Here is a 21,721-nt window from a genome sequence, read left to right on the forward strand (position 1 = left end):
TACGGCTTTATGATCTTTCCGGATATGTGCGTTTTCAGGCGAGTGCGCTACGCAGCCACTCCTCCACCCCGGCGATGTGGACCGTCGCCCAGGCGCGGGCGACCTCGGGCTGTCCGGAGGCGATGGCGTCGCAGATCGCGGCGTGCTGCTCGCGGGTCTTCTCCAGGGCGTTCTCCTGGGTCAGGCCCCGCCAGATCCGCGCCCGGGTGGTGGGGCCCGACAGGCTCTCGATCAGGGAGCACAGCACCGCGTTGCCCGATCCCGCCGCGATGTGCTGGTGGAACTCCAGATCGTTGGCGACGAGCTGCTCCACGCTCGGATCGGGGGGCAACTCGGCGAGGATCCTGCGCAGCCCGTCCACCTGGGCCTCGGTCATCCGCGACGCGGCCATCGCGGTCGCCGCCGGTTCGAGGATCCGCCGGACCTGGAAGAACTGCAGCACGGTGGCGTCCTGGTGGAAGTCCACCACGAACGACATCGCGTCCAGCAGGAGCCGCGGCTCCAGGCTGGTCACGTATGTGCCGTCGCCCTGGCGCACGTCCAGCACGTTGATCAGGGCCAGCGCCCGGACGGCCTCCCGCAGGGAGTTGCGGGACAGGCCGAGCCGTTCGGCGAGGTCGGCCTCCTTCGGCAGCTTGCTGCCGGGGGAGAGCTCACCCGAGAGGATCATCTGCTTGATCTTGTCGATAGCGGCGTCGGTGACCGCCACGCTTCACCATCCCCTGGGTCCCTCATACATCGGATGTCTATGAGTGTAGGGCGAAGCGGACCGGGTCCACCTCCGGTGTGCGGCGGATCACGCCCCGGGCCTCCAGGGTGCGCAGATGGGCCGCGGCCTCCCCGGCGGCCATGCCCCGCAGCATCGCCGACAGCTCCTCCCAGGAACGGTTCCAGGTCATCCGGGCGGCGGTCTCCCAGATGGTGAGAGGTTCTCCGGCCTCGGCCAGCAGGGCGGCGAGCCGTACGAGCTTCTCCTCGTGGTGGGCGTGGATCTCCGTCGCCCTGGCTGCCACATCCTGAAATATCCATTCATGGGCGGGCAGGGCTTCGAGGTCGCCCAGGCCCGCCACCTTCTCCAGCGACTCCAGGAAGTCGCTGAGCGGGTCCACGTCGGCGCGGTCGTAGGGGTAGACGGCGATGTGCGGGGTGATCGCCGGCAGTACGTGGTCCCCGGTGAAGATCCGGCCGGCGTCCTCCAGGTGCAGGCAGATGTGGCCCGGGGTGTGGCCGGGGGTCCAGACCGTACGGAGCCTGCGGCCGGGCAGGTCGATCAGGTCGCCGTCGTGGAGCGTCCGGTCGGGCAGCGCGGGCGGCTTCGGCTGGTGCGCCGACGCCTCCTCCACTTCGACCACGGCCGCGCCCGCACGGCGCAGCATGTCGGCCCGGAACTCGCGGTGCCCCTCGGAGCCGAACCCGCGCAGCAGTTTGACCATCGCGATGTCGGCCTCGTGCATGGCGATCCAGGCCCCGGACTCCTCCTGGACCTGCCCGGCCAGCCCGGCGTGGTCGGGGTGGAAGTGGGTGACCACGACCCCCCGGACGTCGCGGACGTCCATGCCCACGGAGGACAGCCCGTCCCGCAGCGCCAGCCAGGCCTCCGGATGGTTCCAGCCCGTGTCGACGAGCACCGGCCCGGCGGGGGACTCGATCGCGTAGACCAGGGTGTAGCCGAGCGGGCTGCCGGGGATCGGGACGGGCACGCTCCACACCCCGCCGCCGGTGTCGATCGGGCGCTGCTCGCTGTACGGCCTGCGGCGGGACTTCACGGGTGGTGCTCCTTATTCCTGCTCACAACCGCCCGGAACCGGCTCCTCAGCCGTCCGGGACGGTTCTTCCATCCGTCCTGGGACCGTTTTCACGGCTGTCCAGGACGGCTGCTCATTATCGGGACGGACTCCTACAACCGTTCGAGGACGGTCGCCGTGGCCAGCGCCCCGCCCGCGCACATCGTCACCAGGGCGGTGGACGAGTCGGATCTCTCCAACTCGTGCAGGGCGGTGGTGATCAGCCGGGAGCCGGTCGCACCGACCGGGTGGCCGAGGGCGATGGCACCGCCGCCGGTGTTGACCCGGTCCATGTCCGGTCCGTGCACCGACGCCCAGGAGAGGACGATCGAGGCGAACGCCTCGTTCACCTCGAACAGGTCGATGTCCGCGACGGTCATGCCCGCGGCGGACAGGACCCTGGCGGTCGCGTCCACCGGTCCGTCCAGGTGGTAGTACGGCTCGGCGCCGACGAGGGTCTGGGCGAGGATGCGGGCCCGGGGGCGCAGGCCGTGCCGGGCGGCGGCCTCCTCGCTCATCAGCAGCACGGCCGCCGCGCCGTCGGAGATCTGGGAGGCGGTGCCCGCGGTGTGCAGGGTGCCGTCGCCCAGCACCGGCTTGAGCCTGGCCAGCCCTTCGACGGTCGTCTCGCGCAGCCCCTGGTCGGTGTGCACGGTCCGGCTCTCCCCGGTCGGCTGCCCGTCCTCGCCGAGGACGGGTGCGGTGACCTTGACGATCTCCCGGTCGAACCGGCCCTGCGCCCATGCCTCGGCGGCCAGCCGCTGTGACCGGGCGCCGAACCGGTCGAGCCGCTCGCGGGTCAGCCCGCGCCGGCGGGCGATCCGCTCGGCGGCGGTGAACTGGTCGGGCAGGTCGACGGTCCAGTCGTCGGGCCGGGGGTTGGCCGGGAGCACGTTGCTGCCCAGCGGTGCGCGGCTCATCACCTCGACGCCGCAGGCGACGCCGACGTCGATGACACCCGCCTGGATGAGGGCCGCGACCAGGTGCACGGCCTGCTGGGAGGAGCCGCACTGGGCGTCGACCGTGGTCACGCCCGTCTGGTACGGCAGGCCGGCGTAGAGCCAGGCGTACCGTCCGACGTGCCCGCCCTGCTCGCCCGCCTGGGTGACGCATCCGGCGAAGACCTGGTCCACGACGGACGGGTCGATCCCCGCCCTGCCGAGCAGGCCGTTCAGCGCCGCGGCGAGCAGGGCCTGCGGCTTCAGCCCCGCCAGCAGGCCGTTGCGCCGGCCGATCGGGGTTCTCACGGCCTCGACGATCACTGCACCCATACGATCCCCTCGCCCGGCGGCTTGGAGCCGGCGTCCGCGCGCCGGTCCCTTGGCGCGTTTCTCTAGAACGTCGCTCTGGTCACCTTCCGACTGCGACCGTAACGCGTTCCAGTTTCAGGCGGAAGGTCTCAGGCCGGAGCGGGCGGCTGCAGATCGGCGAGCAGGCGGGTGGCGGCGATCTCGATGCGGCGCTGGATCTGTTCGTAGGTGCGGCGCCCGCGGAGCATCTCCAGCAGCTCGTGCACCCAGACGCTGGCCAGCGAGCCGGCGAGGGCGAACTGCTCCTCGGTGGCGGTCTCCGCGGTGAGCTCGTCCCCGGCGACGCGCAGCAGCAGGCCCGTCATGCGGTCCCCGAAGGGGGTGTCCACCTCGGCCATGATCAGTGAGCGGATGAGCGCGTCGGCGAGCTCGGGCTCGCGCATCAGGCCGCGGGTGGCCCGCATCAGGACGTCGACGGCCCGGCCCGGGGCCGTGGTGGCGCCGGGCGGGCGGCGCTCGATGCTGCTCTCCAGGAGGTCGAGCTCCTCGCTGACGACGGCGACGACGAGATCCATCTTGGAGGGGAAGTAGCGGTAGAGGGTGCCGAGGGCGACTCCCGCGCGCTCGGCGACGGTGCGCATCTGCATGGCCTCGACGCCGCCGCGCGAGGCCAGGGCGGCGGCGGCCTGGACGATGCGCCTGCGCCGCTGGTGCTGGCTCCTGGTGCGGACGCCCGAGGACGCCGGTTCGCTCTGCACGCCGGGTGCCCCCTTGGTCGTGGCCCGTCCGGCGGCGCTGGGGGGCGGCGGGCCGGGGAGGCGCGAGGCGCGAGGCGCCTCGATGGTCAGATGCGGGGTACGCATGAGAACACGTTATCTGATTTCCGAATACTCCGATGGGTTACCCGCCAGTTACAAAAATGACCCGCCCTTTCACGGCATATGCGTTACGGCGATGTGTCGCCGCTTATTGCGATCGGTTGCCTATGGACAAATAATAGAATCCGTTCTACTTTTCGGAACGGCTGGTCCGAGCATCATCGCCGGGAGCGCGGCGTCCGGGACGGGCGGACCTCGGCACCCGGCGGCATCACCGAGATCGACGAGTTCATCCGGCACCGCCGGCGGCACCCTCTGGAGCGCTAGTGGACTTCAATCTTGATGAGACACAGAGTGACCTGCGCAAACTCGCGGTGGAGCTGCTCGGCCGGGAGGTGACAGGGAGCAGGCTCGAAGCCCATGAGAAGAGCGGCGCGCCGTACGACGCGGAGCTGTGGGGCGCCCTCGCCCAGGCCGGGCTGCTGGGCGTCTGCCTCCCGGAGGAGGCGGGCGGCGCCGGGTTCGGGCCGGTCGAACTGGCGGTCGTGCTACGGGAGATCGGCGCGCACGTGGCCCCGGTCCCCGTCCAGCAGAGCCTGGTCGCGGCGCTGGCCGTCGCCCGGTACGGCTCCCGCGAGCAGCGCGAGGCGCTGGCACCCCTGGCCGAGGGCGAGACCGTACTGACCTCCGCGCTGCGTGAGCCCGGCCGCGCCCTCGGCGCCACGCCCGCGGTGACCGCCCGTAGGGACGGCGGCGGATGGGTGCTGGACGGGCGGACGGGCGCGGTGCCGTACGCGGCCGAGGCGTCGAAGGTCCTCGTCCCCGCCGCCACCGAGGACGGCGTCGGCGTGTTCCTGGTCGCCCCGGAGACGGCGGGCTTGCGGCCCCTGCGCGTCTCGACCGGCGAGCCCGCCGCCACGCTCACGCTGGACGGCTCCCCGGGCGAGCCGCTGGGGAGCCAGGACGGCGAGGCGTTCGGCGGGCTGCGCCGGCTGGCGCTGGCCGGGACCGTCGCCGTCGCCTCCGGCGTGCTGGCCGGGGCGCTCGCGCTGACCACGGAGTACATCAGGACGCGCAGGCAGTTCGACCGGGCGCTGGCCGAGTTCCAGGCGGTGACCGTGCAGATCGCCGACGTCTACATCGCCGGCCGGACGCTGGACGTGGCCATGTGGGCCGGGGTGTGGCGGCTGGCCGAGGGGCCGGCGGAGGAGGCCGAGGCCGACCTGGCCGTCGGCGCCCTCACCGTGACGGACTCGGCGCTCGCGGCGCTCTACACCTGCCAGCACCTGCACGGCGGGGTCGGCCTGGACGTGACCTACCCGCTGCACCGCTACTTCGCCTGGGGCAAGCACCACGCCCACCTGCTGGGCGGCGTCGAGGCCCGGCTCGACACGATCGGAGCGCTCGTCTGATGCTGATCGACCTGACCCCCGAGCAGAAGCGGCTCCGCGACGGACTGCGCGAGTACTTCCGGTCCTGCCTGACCGCCGAGGACCGCGAGGAGATCTCCGCCGACCCGTTCGGCCACGTCTACATGGAGCACTGCCGCACCCTCGGCCGGGACGGCAAGCTCGGGCTGGGCTGGCCGAAGGAGTACGGCGGCGGCGGGTACGGGCCGCTGGAGCAGCAGATCTTCGCCAACGAGATCGCCCGCGCCGAGGTGCCCTACCCGATCATCACGGTGCAGACCGTCGGCCCGACCCTCATGCAGTACGGCACCGCGGCGCAGAAGGAGTTCTTCCTGCCGCGCATCCTGGCGGGGGAGTGCCACTTCGCGATCGGCTACAGCGAGCCCGGAGCGGGCACCGACCTGGCGTCCCTGCGCACCGCCGCGGTCCGCGACGGCGACCACTACGTCGTCAACGGCCAGAAGATCTTCACCACCGGTGCGCACCACGCCCAGTACATCTGGCTGGCCGCCCGCACCGACCCGGCCGCGAAGAAACACCGCGGCATCACGATGATGATCGTCGACTGCGCCGACCCCGGCTTCTCGTGGACCCCGATCATGACCATGGACGGCCGCCACCACACCAACTCCACCTACTACGCCGACGTGCGCGTGCCGGTGGACATGGTGGTGGGCGAGGAGAACAAGGGCTGGGACCTGATCGTCAACCAGCTCAACCACGAACGGGTCACCCTGGGCCCGGCGGGCAACATCGCCCACACCTACGACAGGTTCCTGCGCTGGGCCCGCGACACCGGCCTGGTCGAGGAGCCCGCCGTGCGGCGGGCGCTCGCCCGGGTCTACGCCTGCTTCCGGACCAACGAACTGCTGAACTGGCAGGTCGCGGCCAACATGGACCTGGGCTGGCTGGGCGCCCCGGACGCCTCGGCGACCAAGATCTACGGTTCGGAGCGGATGCAGGAGGTCGGCAGGGTCGTCGGCGAGGTCCTGGCCCGCTTCGGGGACCCGGACGACCCGGCGACGGCCGACTTCGTCGACCGGCTCGACCGCGGCGTCAAGGGCGCGATCGTGCTCACCTTCGGCGGCGGCGTCAACGAGGTCCAGCGCGAGCTCATCGCGATGCTCGGCCTGAACCTGCCGAGGCCGCCCCGATGAGCGCGGCGGCCGGGCCCGGCCTCCACGACCTGCTGACGGCCCTGGCGGAGCGGCAGGTGGCGGTCGGCGAGGTGCGCGGCGTCGCCGCGGCGGACCCGGTGAACCTCCCGATGATCCGGCACTGGACCGCCGCGATGGGCGACGCCAACCCGGTCTACACCGACGCGGAGGCGGCGGCGGGCAGCGTGCACGGGGAGATCGTGGCGCCTCCGGCGATGATCCAGGTCTGGAACATGCCCGGCGTGGACGGGAGGGACAAGCAGGAGAGCAGCCCGATCGACGAGGTGCTCGGGACACTGGACGCGGGCGGCTACACCGGCGTGGTCGCGACCGACTGCGAGCAGACCTACCACCGCTACCTGCGGCTCGGCGAACGGCTGGTCCCGGCCACCCGGTTCACCGGGCTCTCCGGGCCGAAGCGGACGGCGCTCGGCGAGGGCTACTTCGTCACCTGGAACATCACCTGGTACTCCGGGGACGAGCCGGTGGCCCGCATGCTGTTCCGGATACTGAAATTTCATCCCCGGGAGCGGGAAACCACCTCCGGCGTCCGCGAGCCGTATCCGCTCCGGCCCGCCGTCAACGAAGACACGGCGTTCTTCTGGGAAGGTGTCGCCAAGGGGGAGCTCCGGATCCAGAGATGCGCGGACTGCGGCGAACTCCGGCACCCCCCGGGCCCGGTCTGCCCGTCGTGCCGTTCGGCCAACCGGACGTACGTCGTCTCCGGTGGCGAGGGCGAGCTCTACAGCTACGTCGTGCACCACAACCCCCCGGTTCCGGGGCTGAAGGCGCCTTTTGTGGTCGCTGTGGTGGAGTTGCCGGAAGGCGTGCGGATCGTGGGCGGTGTCGTGGACTGCCCGCTTGAAGAAGTGGGTATCGGTATGCCGTTGCGTGTGACCTACCGCCAGATGGACGACGAGCTGATCCTGCCGATGTGGGCCCCCCGGGAGACATGATGCGGACACTTACCGACGATCAGGTGGAGGTCGGATCCCTCCTCCCCGATCTCGTGATCGAGCTCAGCCCCACCGTGATCGTCTCGACGGCGCTGGCCACGATGGACTTCACCCCGGTCCACCACGACGTCGAGGGCGCCCGCGCACAGGGCTCGAAGGACATCTTCCTCAACATCCTGACCACGATGGGCCTCGTCGAACGCTACGTCACCGACTGGGCGGGCCCCGAAGCGCTGATCCGCGGCATCAACGTCAAACTGGGCGCCCCCGCCTACGCCGGGGACACGCTCACCTTCACCGGCACCGTGGCCGCGTGCGAGGACGGCGAGTTCACGGTCGAGGTCCGCGGCAGGGTGAGCCTCGGCGACCACGCCTCCGGCACCGTCCGGTTCGTCCTCCCCGGCCACTGACCGCGGTCCGCTCCGCGATCCCCGCAGACGTCTCCCGTAGACGGTCTCCAGCAGGACGTTTCCCCGCAGACGGTCCCCAGCAGGCGGGCCGCCGGTGGACGCCCCCCGGCGGCGGTTTGTCCGGCGGGCGGCCCCTCCGCGGTCCCCGGTAGAAAGGCTCTCACCGACGTGGTCTCCTTTTCGGGGAGTACGGCCGTCGCCGGCATCGGCGCGACCGAGTTCTCCAAGCAGTCAGGACGGTCCGAGCTCCGGCTCGCGGCCGAGGCGGTGTCCGCGGCGCTGGACGACGCGGGGCTGAGCCCCTCGGACGTGGACGGGCTGGTGACCTACACCCAGGACACCAACGAGGAGATCGCCGTCGCCCGCGAGGTGGGCATCGGCGACCTGACGTTCTTCTCCCGCGTGCACTACGGCGGCGGCGCGGCGTGCGGCACCGTGCTGCACGCCGCGATGGCGGTCGCCACCGGGACGGCCGAGACCGTGGTCTGCTACCGCGCGTTCAACGAGCGTTCCGGGCGCAGGTTCGGCCAGCCCGACGCCCGGGTCGGCGGGGAGCCGTCCTCCCTGGGCCTGGAGATGAGCTGGCACGTGCCGTACGGGCTGATGACCCCGGCGGGCTGGGTCGCCATGTTCGCCCGGCGCTACATGCACACCTACGGTGCGACCTCCGAGGACTTCGGCAGGGTGGCCGTGGCGATGCGCCGGCACGCGGCCGCCAACCCCGCCGCGTGGTTCCACGGCCGCCCGATCACGTTGGAGGAGCACCAGGCGTCCAAGTGGATCGTGGAACCGCTGCACCTGCTCGACTGCTGCCAGGAGAGCGACGGCGCGGTGGCGCTGGTGGTCACCTCGGCGGAGCGGGCCAGGGACCTGCGCCGGTCGCCGGCCCTGATCACCGCCGCGGCCCAGGGCGCCGGGGCCGGTCAGATGATGATGACCAGCTACTACCGCGACGACCTGACCGGTCTGCCGGAGATGGGGGTGGTCGGCCGCCGGCTCTGGGAGCAGTCCGGCCTCGGACCCGCCGACGTCCAGACCGCCATCCTGTACGACCACTTCACCCCGTTCGTGTTGACCCAGCTGGAGGAGCTCGGTTTCTGCGGCCGGGGCGAGGCGCGTGACCTCGTGGCCGGCGGCGGCATCGAGCTCGACGGCCATCTGCCGGTCAACCCGCACGGCGGCCAGCTCGGCGAGGCCTACATCCACGGGATGAACGGCATCGCCGAGGCCGTCCGGCAGATCCGGGGCACCTCGGTGAACCAGGTCTCCGCCGTCCGCAACGTCCTGGTCACCGCGGGCACCGGCGTCCCGACCAGCGGCCTGGTCCTGTCGGCGGAGTGACGGCCGCCCCGGTGCCCGCGGCGAGCCGGGTGATCGGCCGCGCCGGTGACCGGGGCGGTGGTACGGCTCCCGCCCGTGTGGTGGGCGAGGGCCGTGTCCGGCGGTGCGCGCTCAACCTGGACGGCTGCCGCGCGCGGCGGCCGTACCCGCCTGTGAGGTCAGGAGGGGAGGTGCGCTCCCTTCTCGAACGGGTTCTCCGGCAGGCGCTCGGGCGTCACGAGCAATCGGATCACGCCGGCCTTCACCTGCCAGGCGTGCCAGACGGTCCAGTCGGCTCCGACCTGGTCCGCGGGGAGCGGCTCGAAGGACAGGGCGCCGGGCTCGGCATCCGGCCGGATGCGGCTGAACTCCACGGTCAGGTCGCGCCTGCGGGCCTCGGCCAGCATGGCGTCCACCGGACGGCCGTCCTGCAGCCGCACTCCGTCGAACATCTCGCCGGGCGCGGTGGCCCACTCGCGATTCTCGTACTCCTCTCCCGGCTCTGCCCGGCGCCCCAGTGAGAGGCGCATACTGCCGGTGTAGTCGGCGGGGACCCGCACCGTCATCCCGCAGTCGTCCTGATCCGGCCGGCAGCTCTGGGGGGTGAACGCCAGGGTGGGCAAGGAGCCGCCCGAGGTGGAGCGGGCCGGTCCGGCACCGGAGGATTTCCCCCACATGAAGCTCAGGAACCTCCCCACTCCGGTCGGCGAGGCGGGCACCAGGCGGAGTTCGATGTCCAGGCCGACCGCGTGGAACGCCTCGGTGTACTTCGCGTGGTCGGCGAACGGGTCCTTGATGCGGGCCACGTACTGGTCGCCGTCCCGTTCGATGTCGATGGCGGAGTTCGCGTAGCTCGTGGCGCTTCCGCTGCCGAGCACGCCGGGGCCGACGATGACGCCGGTGACGAGCACGCCGGCCGCGAGCGCTCCGGCCGCCAGGCGCGGCATCCGCAGCCGCCACGGTGCCGGTGCGGTGACGGCGGTGGTGGTCGCGCCAGGGCCGGCGACGATCGAGGCGAGCAGTGCCCGCGCCCCCGCGGCGGACGCCTGATCGGTCAGTTCGCCGTCGCGGACGCGGGCCAGCCGGTCCAGCGGCTCATGGATGTTTCTCACAGTGACCTCCCCGTGGTGAGCCGCAGGTCCCGGCCCATCGGAATGGATTCGACGCCCGCCGCCGCCAGCCCGCGCGAGAAGCGCCTGCGGGCGCGGTGCAGCCGGATGCGTACGGCGTTGCGGGAGCCGCCCAGGACGCGTGCGATCTCCCCGGCGTCCAGGCCCTCCCAGACGACGAGCGACAGCAGCTCGCGGTCGTCGTCGGACAGCTCACGGAACACATGGCCTATCGCGCCGAGTTCCACGTGCTCTTCGGGCGAGGGCGTCCGGGCGTAGCGATCGGCGATGTCCTCGCGCAGCGCCGTCTGGTGGGTGTGCCGGCGGAGCCGGCCCCGGCGATGGTTGGCGAGGACGTTGCGTGCCACGCCGTACAGCCAGAGCCGGGCCTGTTCGCCGGACGGCAGGTCGTCGACCTTCCGCCACGCGATCTCGAACGTCTCGGCCACCACGTCCGCCGCGTCCTCCGGGGAGTCGCAGCGGCGCATCGCGTAGCCGAGGATCTGTCCATAGGTATCGAGATAGACCCTCTCGAACAGGATTCTTCGGTCGTCACCCATGGGCGGTTCCCACGGTGGCCTCCTCGGTGATGGGGTCGTGTGCACCCCTTCATGTCGAAGATGCCAGGATCATTTCTCCGCAATCAGCGAAACCTTGGGAAATGTCCCTTGCTCCGGTCTCGCCGGTAGGACGAGGCCGAGTCCGCAGTGCTGGACGGCTCGGGACAGCCGACGGTGGACCGCCGCCTGAACGGGTGCCGGAGGCTCCCCGTGTCTCCGCTCACCATGGCGGCTCTCCGGTGACCCCGACATCGTGCTGGGCACTGCTGCTACGCCGGCAGCAGTCGCTTGACGGGGCGCGGCGTACGGTGGAGCAGTCGTCGGAGGAGTACCAGGGCGACGCCCGCCGTCCGGGAGCGCCGGCTCTGACGGCCTGGACGGGCCTCCGCCGTCACCTGGTCGGCATCAGGAAAAAGACGATCATCGCGATCGCCACGCAGACGAGGAAGCCGACCAGCTCCCACACCCAGTCGTGGTGGCGTTCGCCGCGCCCGGCCTGCCGCTGCTCCCGGCGGGCCCGCCTGTCCGCCCGCCTCGGGCGGCTGACCTGCGCCGTCCCGGCGTCGGCCGCCTCGCCGGTCCCGTCCGGCGTGTCCGTCTCCGGCTCCGCCTCAGACTCCGGCCGTCGTGGGGCGTCGGTCCGGGCGGCATGCTTGGGGCGCCTGGTGTCCTTCCTGGGCTGCTTGGCGTACGGCGCCCACTCGACGTCCGGCCACCCCGGGGACGGCATCCCCCCGGCCTCGGGCCACTCTGGGGACGGCGTCCGCTCGGTCTCCGGCCATTCGAGGGACGGCGTCCGCTCGATGTCCGGCCACTCCGGGGACGGCATCCCTTCGGCCTTCGGCCGTTCCGGGGACGGCATTCCCTCGGCTTCCGACCACCCCGGAGATGACATCCGCTCGGTAGCGGGCCATTCCAGGGACGGCGTCCGCTCGATGTCCGGCCACTCCGGGGACGGCATCCGGCCGGTCGCCGGCCGTTCGGGGTGCGGTTCCCGCCCGGCTCCGGGCCGGTCCGCGGCGAGGGCCGGGCCGACGTCGGCCCGGACGTCCAGCTCGTCCAGCCGCAGCGGCCAGCCGGGCAGGGGCGGTTGCGCGGTGGCGGTCCCATCGTGGGCCGGCGCGGGTGCCGATCCCGCGAGGTGCTCGGGCGCCTCGGCGGGGTCGTCCCGGAAGGCGGCGGGGGCCGCCTCCTCGCGGGGCGCGGCGGCGACCAGCCGGTCGGTGTGGATCAGGGCCGCCCGCGCCTCGGGGGTGAGGGGGCGGAACGCTTTCTCCGACGGGAGGTCGTCGAGCACGTCGGCCGGGAGCGGGGCGGACAGCGGGGACGCGGACGGGGCGGCGGGCAGGGGCGCCGCGCCGCGCGGTCGCGGCCGCTGGAGCCTCGGCCGCCGGGGCCGGGAGACCACGTCGTCCAGGGCCGTCAGGACGGTGTCCCTGAGCTTGGGCATCGGTTCGGTGGTGGCCTCGTGTGCGGAGACCTCGCCGGGGTTCGGGGCGGCGAAGGCGGCGGGAACGCCACGGAAGGAGAAGGGGTCGGGAAAGTCCTCCGAGGGAGCGGGCCTGTCGTCGGCGGCCTCGGGGAGCGGCGGCGGCCAGGCCGGAGCCGTCGGCCACAGCGGCTTGACCCGCAGGGCGGGGGAGGACGGGGCGGGGGCCGTACCGGGCTGGGATCTCAGCGCGGCGGCGCGCAGGGCCGCGGGCGGGACGGCCCAGGGGGCGCGGACGAGCACGTCGCGGACCGGGGCGACGGGAAGGGCGCCGAACACGTCGGCCAGCTGGTCCGGCACCTGGACCGAGGCTAGCGCCAGGTTCAGCGACTGGGCGAAGCGGCGGCAGGCGCTCACGGTCAGCTCGTCGGCGGTGTCGGCCGCCACGTCGAGCACCCAGGACAGCTCGGCGGTGCCCATCTCGCACACGCCGGACAGGTACAGCACCTCGCGCTGGTGCGGGCGCAGGTCGCGCAGCACCCGCTCGACGAAGGCGGCGACCGGGTCGGTGCCGGCGGCCGGTGGGGCGTAGACGACGTCCCGCAGGTAGATCTCACGACGGGCGGCCGCGTAGAGCGCGGCACGCGGGGGCTCCACCTCGGTGACGGAGTCGAGGACGGCCGCCAGCGCGGCGCAGGCGGATCCGGGGTCGCCGAGCTGGTCGTGACAGTATGCGAACAGTCCGGCGGCATGACGGTCGTAGAGCTCGGCGATCAGTTCGCCGCGCGTGCGCTGACCGAGGAGCGGTTGGGGCACGAGACCGGTTCCTCTGGGAGTTCGGGCGAGCGTGGTGAAGAGCGGGGCCGTGGGGCCCGGTGATACGTGTGGCACTGGAGGTGTCAATCTCCACGATATGGGTAATCATGCCGATCTGTTGAGGTTCTCCGCAGGATTAAATGCCCATTCGATAGTTGTTGCGCTTGGCTGAGGTCCTCTGCGGAAGGCAGGAAGACAGATCGGGAATGTCGGCAATAGGGTGGCCCGTGCTGAATCATGGGGCAGTTGTGGCCGGCAGCCGCAGTCCTGCCGGGAAGCAAGAGGTTGCACATGATCGAATTTGCTGGTGTCACCAAGCGTTACGCCGACGGAACCGTCGCCGTCGACAACCTCAGCCTTGAGGTGCCCACGGGTGAGATAACCGTGTTCGTCGGCCCTTCGGGGTGCGGCAAGACGACCTCCCTCCGGATGATCAACAGGATGATCGACGCCACGGAGGGCCGGATCCTCCTCGACGGCGTGGATGTGAAGACCATCGACCCGCCGACGTTGCGCAGAGGTATCGGCTACGTCATTCAGCAGGCCGGGCTCTTTCCGCACCGCAAGATCGTCGACAATGTGGCGACGGTGCCCCACCTGCTCGGCTGGGACAAGAAGAAGGCCCGGGACCGGGCGATGGAGCTGCTGGAACGCGTCGGCCTCGACCTCAAGATGGCCGACCGCTACCCCTTCCAGCTCTCCGGCGGCCAGCAGCAGCGCGTCGGCGTGGCCCGCGCGCTGGCGGCCGACCCGCCGGTGCTGCTGATGGACGAGCCGTTCAGCGCGGTGGACCCGATCGTGCGGACGAGCCTGCAGGAGGAGCTGCTCCGGCTGCAGGCCGAGCTCAACAAGACGATCGTGTTCGTCACCCACGACATCGACGAGGCCATCAAGCTCGGCGACCGGGTGGCCGTGCTGCGGGTCGGCGGGCACCTGGCGCAGCTCGCCGACCCCTCGACGCTGCTGACCCGGCCCGCCGACGACTTCGTCCGCGAGTTCCTCGGCCGGGACCGGGGCATCCGGCGGCTGTCGTTCGTCTCCGACGAGGGGCTGCGGCTACGCACCGACCTGACCGTGCCCGCCTCCGCCGAGGTCTCCTCGGTGCGGGGCACGACCGACCCCTGGCTGGCCGTGGTGGACGACAAGGGCCGGCCGCTGGGCTGGGCCGCCGTGGCGGACCTGCCGGAGTCGGGCACGCTGGCGGACGCGCCGCTCGCGCCGTACGGGACGTTCGTCAAGGGCCGCGACTCGCTGCGCGCCGCGCTGGACGCGGCGCTGCTGTCACCCTCCGGGAGCGCGATCGCGGTGGACGGCGACGACGTGGCCGTGGGCGTCGTCACCCGTGAGGCGCTGGACGAGGCGCTGGGCAAGGTCGCCGGAGGCGTCGGTGCATGAGGAACCCCTGGTCCGCTGGGACTGGATCGGGCGCAACTGGCCCACCATCCAGGGCCTGCTGGAGGACCACGTCGTCATGGCGCTGGTGCCGATCGTCATCGGGCTGCTCGTCGCGCTCCCGCTCGGGCTGGCCGGTGTCCGCTGGCGCTGGCTCTACCAGCCGACCGTCGGCCTGATGAACGTCATCTACTCGCTGCCCTCGCTGGCCGTCTTCATCGTGCTCATCCCGATCACCGGTCTCGCCACCCGGACGACCGTCATGATCCCGCTCACCTTCTACGCCATGGCGGTGCTGATCCCGGCCGTCGTCGACGGGCTCACCTCGGTCCCCGACCACGTGCGCCAGTCCGCGGTGGCCATGGGCTTCACCCCGCTGCGCAGACTGCTCCAGGTGGAGCTGCCGATCGCGGTCCCGGTCGTGCTGGCCGGGCTCCGGGTGGCGGCGGTCTCCAGCATCAGCCTGGTCAGCGTGGGCGCGCTGGTCGGCAGGGGCGGACTGGGCTACCTGTTCATCGACGGCTGGCAGCGGCAGTTCTACACCCCGATCATCGTGGGCATCGTGCTGGTCGTGGCGCTGGCGGCGGTCGCCGACCTGCTCCTCGTGCTGGCGCAGCGGCTGCTCACCCCGTGGTCTCGGGCAAGGGGGTCCGCGTGAACTGGCTGATCGATTTCTTCGGCGACTCCGCCAACTGGTCCGGCCCGGACGGCATCCCCACCCGGCTGCTGGAGCACCTGGAGTTCTCCGGGCTCTCCCTGCTGCTCGCCATGCTGATCGCGCTCCCCCTGGGACTGTGGATCGGCCACACGGGCAAGGGTGCGCTGTTCGCGATCCTGAGCGCCAACGCCGCTCGCGCTTTGCCGACGCTGGGCCTGCTCGTGCTCATCGTGCTGCTGATGGGCGTCGGCACCATCATCCCGGTGCTGATCCCGCTGGTGGCGCTCGCCATCCCGCCCATCCTGGTCAACACCTACGAGGGCATCCGCGGGGTGGACCCCGATCTGCGCGACGCCGCGTACGGCATGGGCCTGCGCGGCGGCCAGGTCCTCGGCCGGGTGCTCGTGCCGGTCGCGCTGCCGCTGATCCTGCTCGGCCTGCGGATCGCCGCGATCCAGGTGGTCTCGACGGCGGCGGTGGCCGCCTATGTTGGGCTGGGTGGGTTCGGACGTTACATCGTCGACGGTCTCGCGACCAAGGACTTCCCGCGGACGATCGGAGGGGCCGTGCTGGTGGCGCTGCTGGCCCTGATCGTCCAGCTGGGTTTCGGGCTGGTGCAGCGTTTCACGGTCTCCGCGGGGGTGAGCCAGCGCCAGTCCATACGCTAATCTCCTCATTACCCCCTGTTTTGGAAGGGAAAGCACGATGAAGCGCCTTTTCGGCTCCGCGGTGATCCTCCTGTCCGCGGCGCTTACTCTTACCGCATGCGGTGGCGGCGGCGACCCGCTCACCAGCGCGTCCGTGAGTCCGGCGGCCTCAGGGTCGGCGGCCCCGGCGGGCAAGGTCGTCGTCGGGTCGGCGAACTTCCCGGAGAACGTCCTGCTCGCCGAGATCTACGCCCAGGCCCTGGAGGCCAAGGGCGTCCAGGTTGAGAAGAAGCTCAACATCGGCAGTCGCGAGGTGCTCTACGACCAGGTCAAGAGCGGCGGCCTGACGGTTCTGCCGGAGTATGCCGGCTCGCTCCTGGCCTTCGTCGACAAGACGACCACGGCGAAGACCAAGGAGGAGATCGTCGCCGGGCTCAAGGAGAAGCTCCCGGCCGAGCTGGAGGTCCTGGAGCCGGCCGCGGCCGAGGACAACAACTCGCTGACCGTCACCAAGGAGACCGCCACCAAGGACGGCCTCACCACGATCGAGGATCTGGTGAAGGTCTCCAAGAACTACGCCGTGGGCGGCCCGCCGGAGTTCCAGTCCCGGCAGGAGAAGAACTTCAAGGACACCTACGGCCTGGAGTTCAAGGAGTGGAAGAAGACCGGTGACGCCACCGCCGACGCCATCAAGGACGGCACCGTCCAGGTCGGCAACGTCTTCACCACCGACCCCAAGATCGTCCTCAACGGCCTGGTGTCGCTCCAGGACACCAAGAACGCCTTCGGTTCCGAGAACATCGTGCCGCTGGCCAACAAGGCCGGTCTGAACGACACCGCGAAGACCACGCTGGACGCGATCTCCGCGAAGCTCGACACCCCCGGCCTCGTCGACATGATGAAGCGCATCTCGGTCGACAAGGACGACGCCGCCGTGGTCGCCAAGGACTGGCTGACCAAGAACGGCCTCGCCTAGCTCCTCCGGTCCCATCGGCTGCGGCCCGCGCACGGACTCCGTGCGCGGGCCGTACCGTGTCCGGGGTGCCTGCGGCGGTTCGGGGTGCGCGAGCGGCCGGGCGGACGGAGACCGACGGGCGCGGGGACGGCCGGCGGGTCGCCGGACCGGAAGGTGCCTCCACTCCGCATACAGGTCATATCCCATCACTTTGCCTATAGGTTAAAGGCGGGTCCAAGGGGTGATTATGGGGAGGACTGTTATGCGTGCGCCTGTCGCACAACTGCTCACTGCCGTCAGGTCGCAGCAGGCCGGAACCGGCACGTCGGCCGGGTGGAAGATCGCACGACTTGCCGGAGTGGGAGTGGCCGCGGGGGTGCTGGCCGGTCTCATCGCGCTGCCGGCCGTGGGCGGAGCGGGAGCGGTGGTGGTCTCCGCGTCGGACGAGCTGAACCTCAGGCCGGTGGACCTCAAGGAGCCTCCGCTGGCCGAGAAGACGACGGTCCTGGACGCCAGGGGTAACCAGATCGCGCAGTTCTGGGACGAGTACCGCGAGGTCGTGCCGCTCGGCGAGGTCTCCGAGGAGATGAAGACGGCGATCGTCGCGATCGAGGACTACCGGTTCTACGAGCACGGTGCCATCGACCTTGAGGGGACCATGCGGGCCCTGGCCAAGAACCTCTCCTCGGGCGGGGTGAGCCAGGGCGGTTCCAGCATCACCCAGCAGTACGTCAAGCAGGTGCTGTTCAACTCGGCTGACACTGACAAGGACAAGGACAAGGCGCTGGAGGCCAGCTACGGGCGCAAGCTCAACGAGCTGCGCTACGCGATGGCGGTCGAAAAGAAGTACTCCAAGGACCAGATCCTGGAGAAATATCTGAACATCGCCTACTTCGGGGCGAAGGCCAACGGGGTCCAGGCGGCGGCCAAACGGTTCTTCGGAGTGCCGGCGTCCAAGCTCACCCTGGCGCAGGCGGCGACCCTGGCGGCGGCCGTGCAGGCTCCCAACAGCACCGATCCCGACCTGGGCAAAAAGCAGCGTGAGCGACTGCTGGACCGGCGCAACGTCGTGCTCGACCGGATGGCGGAGCTCAAAAAGATCACCCCGGAGGAGGCCGCGAAGGCCAAGAAGGCGAAGCTCGGTTACAAGGGCACGCCGCTGCCGGGCGGGTGCGAGTCCAGCCCGTACCCCTACTTCTGCTTCTACGTGCGCAACGAGATCTCCGGCAACCCGGCGTTCGGCAAGACCGAGACGGCCCGCCTCCGGTTCCTCAACCGCGGCGGGCTGACGATCAAAACGACGCTGGACCCGAAGATGCAGGCCGCGGCGGACAGCGCGATCAAAAAGCGGGTGTACGCCTCCGACAACGCGATGGCCTCCGAGGCGCTTGTGCAGCCCGGCACCGGCGCGATCAAGGCGATGGCGGCCAGCCGGAAGTACGGCGGGAGCAAGGCCAAAAACGAGATGTCCTACAACGTGGTGGCCGACGCGGCGCACGGCGGCGGCACGGGGTTCCAGGCGGGCTCGACGTTCAAGACCTTCACCCTGATCACCGCGTTGAAGAAGGGCATGAAGATCAGCGACGGCATCACCACCGGTGCCGGCTACACCGCCCCGGGCTACGCGGCGTTCAAGAACTGCAAGGGTGAGAACATCGGCGACCCGACCCACACCGTCACCAACGACGAGGGCTCGCCCGGGTTCAAGACGCTGCAGACCGGCACCTGGGGCTCGGTCAACACCTTCTTCGTCTCCCTGGAGCAGCGGGTGGGGCTGTGCGAGACGGTGCAGACCGCCAAGTCGCTGGGCATCAAGCGGGCCGACGGGCAGGCGCTGCAGGAGTATGAGACCTTCACCCTCGGCATCAACGAGATGGACCCGGTGACGGTGGCCAACGCGTACGCCGCGATCGGCGCGCGCGGCAAGTACTGCGCGCCGATGGCCATCACCCAGATCACCGACCGCAACGGCAAGGTGACCCGTTACGCGCCGCAGTGCCGGCAGGCGCTGGACCCCGCGGTCGCCGACGCCACAGCGGACATCCTGTCCGGCGTGTTCACCAAGGGCACCATGCGCGGGGTGGGCGGCATCGGCCGTGACGCGGCGGGCAAGACCGGCACCACGGACGCATACTCCACCGCGTGGTTCGCCGGGTTCACCCCGGACCTGGCCGGCGCGGTGAGCATCGGCGACCCCCGCGGCTCGACGAAATACAAGCTCACCGGGGTCACCATCGGCGGCACGTACTACGGCATCGTCGCCGGCGCCAGCCTTCCCGGCCCGATCTGGAAGGACACCATGATGGCGGCGCTGAAGGGCGTCAAGGCCACCTCCTTCCACCCGATCGACTCCGCCCGCTTCGGCGGCTGCGGCCAGTCGTGCTCCCCCAAGCGCGTGGAACCCGAAAGCCGGGTGGTCCAGAACGGCCCCCAGGACGTCGGGCGCAACGTGAACGACTGGAACCGGGGCCCCGGCCGGGGTCACGGCAACGGCCGGAAGCGGGGCTGACGGAACCGGGGACAGCCGGAACCGGGGTTGACGGGGAGGGCACGAACCGGGGGTGACGGCCGGGCGGGTCGCCCTCGGTGTCGGCCGCCCCCGGGAGCCGGGAGGCTCCCGGTTTCCGGGAGGATGGCGGTCCGACTCCTCCCCGGACCGATATCCGGGGTCTGCACGCTGGAGGATTGAGATGAACGCGTTCGTCGAGGCCATGGCGCAGGTGCCGACCGCGGTGACGGTCATCACCGTGAAGGACGAGCGCGAAGACGTGGGGACGACGGTCGGCACCCTCCTCTCCGTCTCGCTCGATCCCCAGTTGGTGATGGTGAGCATGGAGAACACCGGCTACCTCAACGAGCTGCTGCTGCGCCGCGACCGCTGGGCCGCCAGCGTGCTGTCCGCCGGGCAGAAGGCGATCGCCAGCCGGTTCGCCACCGCCGGCCGGCCCGGTGCCCGGCTGCTGCTCGCGGGCACCCCGCACCACCGGGGGGAACTGAGCGAGGCGCTCGTCGTGGACGGCGGCGTGACCGCCCTGGAGGCCGAGACGACCCAGGTCGTCCCGGCCGGTGACCACACCCTCTACATCGCCCGGGTGCTGGACGTGAGCTACGTCAACCCGGGCGTCCTCCCGCTCGTACGGCTCCGCGGCCGGTACCGCCCGGTCGGCTGACCCGGCGGTACCGGCCGGCAGCGCCGGTGCCACGGCGGAACGCCGCCCGGCCCGGCGTCAGAGAGGCTTGAGCGCCCAGAATCGATTGACCCCCGATTGCGCACTTCGCCGCCCGGGTGGGCAGCGCGGATCAACCTATATGGGGCTATCGGCGTCGATCAATTGGTCCTAGCGAATCGTCCAGGAGCCGGGGAGCATGAGCGGGCCGTAGGACGGCAGACCGAGCTCGGTGGCCAGGTGGGCGAGCGGACCCCAGGCCTCCAGACGGACCCTGGCCAGGGCGGCGGTCCTGTCCTCGCTGGACTCCGCCGGGCGCAGCCGCTCCAGCGGGTTGAGCTTGGGGTAGACGCGCACCGGGGAGTCGGCGGCGAGGCCGGCCTTCCGCCGGGCCAGGGCGAGGGCGTCCTCCAGGCCGCCGAGCTCGTCGACGAGCCCGCCCGCCTGGGCGTCGGCGCCGGTCCAGACCCGGCCCTTGGCCAGCTCGTGGGCGCGTTCCCGGGTCAGGCCGCGGCCCTCGGCCACCTTGTTCACGAAGTCGTCGTAGACGCGGTCGAGCCAGGCGTTGATCCGTGCCCACTGCGCCTCGGAGAAGCCGTTCGTGGGGGAGAACATCGCGGAGTTGGCGCCCTCACCGACCGTCTCGGAGGTCACGCCGAGCTTCTCCAGCAGCCCGCCGATGACCGCCTTGCCGCCGAACACCCCGATGGAACCGGTGAGCGTGCCCGGTTGGGCCACGATCGCGTCCGCCGCCATCGACACCATGTAGCCGCCGGAGGCGGCCAGGTCGCCCATCGAGACCACGATCGGCTTGCCCGCCCGGCGGGTGAGCACGACCTCGCGCCAGATGGCGTCGGAGGCCACGTAGGAACCGCCGGGACTGTCCACCCGGAAGACGACGGCCTTCACGTGCTCGTCGCGGCGGGCGGCGCGCAGCGCGGCGCAGACGGTGTCGGAGCCCATCGAGCTGCCACCGCCCAGCGGGCTGCGCCCGCTCCGGCCGAGCCGGATCGAGCCGTGGCCGTGGACCAGCGCGACGGTCTGCTCGCCGGGGCGCGGGAGCTTCTTGGCGATCGGGCCCTTGCCGTAACGGCCCACGTAGAGCAGCAGCGAGTCGTCGCCGACCGCCTGCTTGACCTCGTCGTAGACCTCGTCCCGGTAGGCCAGCCGGTCCACCAGCCCCGCCTCGACGGCCTCGGCGCCGATGAACGGGCCCTGGTCGACGAGCTCGCGGACCCGGGCCGGCTCCAGCCCGCGTCCCTCGGCGACACCCGCCACGACCTGCTCGGTGACCGACTCGGTGATCCGGCCCATCGACTCGCGGTGGGCGTCGGTCATGTGGTCCTGGGTGAAGGTGTTGGCCGCGGTCTTGTACTCGTGCCGCTGGCCCATCTGGGGCTCGACGCCGAGCTTGCCGAGCGCGCCGCGCAGGAAGCGCTGCTCCATCGCCACGCCGGTCAGCCCGACGTCGCCGGACGGCTGGAGGTAGACGCGTTCGAACGCGCTGCCCAGGTAGTAGGGGATGGTCCCGGTGGCGAACTCGCCGAACGTCTCGGCGAAGACGACCGTGAGCTTGCCGGCGGCCCTGAGGCTGACCACGGCCTGGCGCAGCTCCTGCACCATCGCCAGTCCCAGCGGCCGGGTGCCGATCTTGACGATCAGCGCCTTGACCCGGGGGTCGGTACGGGCGCGCTTCAGCGCCGACAGCACGTCGGTCAGGCTCGTCCTGCGCATGGCCAGCAGCGCGCTGAGCGGATCGGCCGGAGGACCCTCGGTCAGGCCCTCGGTGAGGTCGAGTTCAAGAACCAGTGGAGCGGTGCGCCGCTGCCGGAACCGGTCGACGCCGTCGATGATCACCTTGGTCGCATCCATGGATATCACCCT

19 protein-coding genes are annotated in these 21,721 nt (G+C 71.2%); 11 read left to right on the forward strand and 8 right to left on the reverse strand.

Annotated elements, in window-relative coordinates; all coding sequences use genetic code 11:
• Positions 1-34: 34 nt before the first annotated feature.
• From OHA77_RS27305 to OHA77_RS27320, 4 genes are all read right to left on the reverse strand, one after another.
• On the reverse strand, positions 35-709 hold the full coding sequence (locus OHA77_RS27305) for a FadR/GntR family transcriptional regulator (RefSeq protein WP_406312292.1): 675 nt from the start codon (positions 707-709) through the stop codon (positions 35-37).
• Positions 710-746: 37 nt separating this feature from the next.
• Positions 747-1,766: an MBL fold metallo-hydrolase gene (locus tag OHA77_RS27310; protein WP_406312293.1), complete on the reverse strand. Its 1,020-nt coding sequence runs from the start codon at positions 1,764-1,766 to the stop codon at positions 747-749.
• A gap of 131 nt (positions 1,767-1,897) precedes the next feature.
• Entirely contained in the window at positions 1,898-3,055 is a 1,158-nt protein-coding gene (locus tag OHA77_RS27315) for a steroid 3-ketoacyl-CoA thiolase (protein ID WP_406312294.1), read from the reverse strand.
• Positions 3,056-3,183: 128 nt separating this feature from the next.
• Entirely contained in the window at positions 3,184-3,897 is a 714-nt protein-coding gene (locus tag OHA77_RS27320) for a TetR family transcriptional regulator (protein WP_406312295.1), read from the reverse strand.
• A gap of 281 nt (positions 3,898-4,178) precedes the next feature.
• Between OHA77_RS27320 and OHA77_RS27325 the strand changes: the two genes are divergently transcribed.
• The 5 genes from OHA77_RS27325 to OHA77_RS27345 all read left to right on the forward strand — a co-directional run bounded on the left by OHA77_RS27325 (position 4,179) and on the right by OHA77_RS27345 (position 9,125).
• The gene (locus OHA77_RS27325; RefSeq protein ID WP_406312296.1) at positions 4,179-5,264 is read left to right on the forward strand and encodes an acyl-CoA dehydrogenase family protein; all 1,086 of its coding nucleotides are present in this window, start codon (positions 4,179-4,181) and stop codon (positions 5,262-5,264) included.
• Positions 5,264-6,418, forward strand: a complete 1,155-nt coding sequence (locus OHA77_RS27330) for an acyl-CoA dehydrogenase family protein (protein WP_406312297.1) — start codon at positions 5,264-5,266, stop codon at positions 6,416-6,418. Before OHA77_RS27325 ends, OHA77_RS27330 begins: the two co-directional genes overlap by 1 nt.
• Positions 6,415-7,374: a bifunctional MaoC family dehydratase N-terminal/OB-fold nucleic acid binding domain-containing protein gene (locus OHA77_RS27335; RefSeq protein WP_406312298.1), complete on the forward strand. Its 960-nt coding sequence runs from the start codon at positions 6,415-6,417 to the stop codon at positions 7,372-7,374. Before OHA77_RS27330 ends, OHA77_RS27335 begins: the two co-directional genes overlap by 4 nt.
• Positions 7,374-7,784: a MaoC/PaaZ C-terminal domain-containing protein gene (locus OHA77_RS27340; RefSeq protein WP_406312299.1), complete on the forward strand. Its 411-nt coding sequence runs from the start codon at positions 7,374-7,376 to the stop codon at positions 7,782-7,784. The genes OHA77_RS27335 and OHA77_RS27340 overlap by 1 nt, the downstream gene beginning before the upstream one ends.
• Before the next feature lie 168 nt (positions 7,785-7,952).
• Complete coding sequence (locus OHA77_RS27345) at positions 7,953-9,125, forward strand: lipid-transfer protein (protein WP_406312300.1); 1,173 nt, start codon at positions 7,953-7,955, stop codon at positions 9,123-9,125.
• A gap of 158 nt (positions 9,126-9,283) precedes the next feature.
• Here OHA77_RS27345 and OHA77_RS27350 read toward each other — a convergent pair whose 3' ends face one another.
• From OHA77_RS27350 to OHA77_RS27360, 3 genes are all read right to left on the reverse strand, one after another.
• Entirely contained in the window at positions 9,284-10,216 is a 933-nt protein-coding gene (locus OHA77_RS27350; protein ID WP_406312301.1) for a hypothetical protein, read from the reverse strand.
• Positions 10,213-10,773, reverse strand: a complete 561-nt coding sequence (locus OHA77_RS27355; RefSeq protein ID WP_406312302.1) for an RNA polymerase sigma factor — start codon at positions 10,771-10,773, stop codon at positions 10,213-10,215. The genes OHA77_RS27350 and OHA77_RS27355 overlap by 4 nt, the downstream gene beginning before the upstream one ends.
• A 391-nt stretch (positions 10,774-11,164) precedes the next feature.
• On the reverse strand, positions 11,165-13,018 hold the full coding sequence (locus tag OHA77_RS27360; protein WP_406312303.1) for a hypothetical protein: 1,854 nt from the start codon (positions 13,016-13,018) through the stop codon (positions 11,165-11,167).
• 291 nt (positions 13,019-13,309) lie between these two features.
• Between OHA77_RS27360 and OHA77_RS27365 the strand changes: the two genes are divergently transcribed.
• From OHA77_RS27365 to OHA77_RS27390, 6 genes are all read left to right on the forward strand, one after another.
• A complete protein-coding gene (locus tag OHA77_RS27365) occupies positions 13,310-14,413 on the forward strand; it encodes an ABC transporter ATP-binding protein (protein ID WP_406312304.1) in 1,104 nt (367 codons plus the stop codon).
• Positions 14,406-15,068: an ABC transporter permease subunit gene (locus OHA77_RS27370; protein ID WP_326825332.1), complete on the forward strand. Its 663-nt coding sequence runs from the start codon at positions 14,406-14,408 to the stop codon at positions 15,066-15,068. The genes OHA77_RS27365 and OHA77_RS27370 overlap by 8 nt, the downstream gene beginning before the upstream one ends.
• Entirely contained in the window at positions 15,065-15,736 is a 672-nt protein-coding gene (locus OHA77_RS27375) for an ABC transporter permease (protein WP_326825331.1), read from the forward strand. Before OHA77_RS27370 ends, OHA77_RS27375 begins: the two co-directional genes overlap by 4 nt.
• 37 nt (positions 15,737-15,773) lie before the next feature.
• Positions 15,774-16,691, forward strand: a complete 918-nt coding sequence (locus OHA77_RS27380) for an ABC transporter substrate-binding protein (protein ID WP_406312305.1) — start codon at positions 15,774-15,776, stop codon at positions 16,689-16,691.
• A 241-nt stretch (positions 16,692-16,932) separates the two neighbouring features.
• The gene (locus OHA77_RS27385) at positions 16,933-19,179 is read left to right on the forward strand and encodes a transglycosylase domain-containing protein (protein ID WP_406312306.1); all 2,247 of its coding nucleotides are present in this window, start codon (positions 16,933-16,935) and stop codon (positions 19,177-19,179) included.
• A gap of 181 nt (positions 19,180-19,360) precedes the next feature.
• Entirely contained in the window at positions 19,361-19,840 is a 480-nt protein-coding gene (locus OHA77_RS27390; RefSeq protein ID WP_326825328.1) for a flavin reductase family protein, read from the forward strand.
• A gap of 168 nt (positions 19,841-20,008) precedes the next feature.
• Here OHA77_RS27390 and sppA read toward each other — a convergent pair whose 3' ends face one another.
• Positions 20,009-21,709, reverse strand: a complete 1,701-nt coding sequence (sppA, locus tag OHA77_RS27395) for a signal peptide peptidase SppA (RefSeq protein ID WP_406312307.1) — start codon at positions 21,707-21,709, stop codon at positions 20,009-20,011.
• Positions 21,710-21,721 lie beyond the last annotated feature (12 nt).

Source organism: Streptosporangium sp. NBC_01639 (assembly GCF_045209755.1).
Classification (GTDB): Bacteria; Actinomycetota; Actinomycetes; order Streptosporangiales; family Streptosporangiaceae; genus Streptosporangium.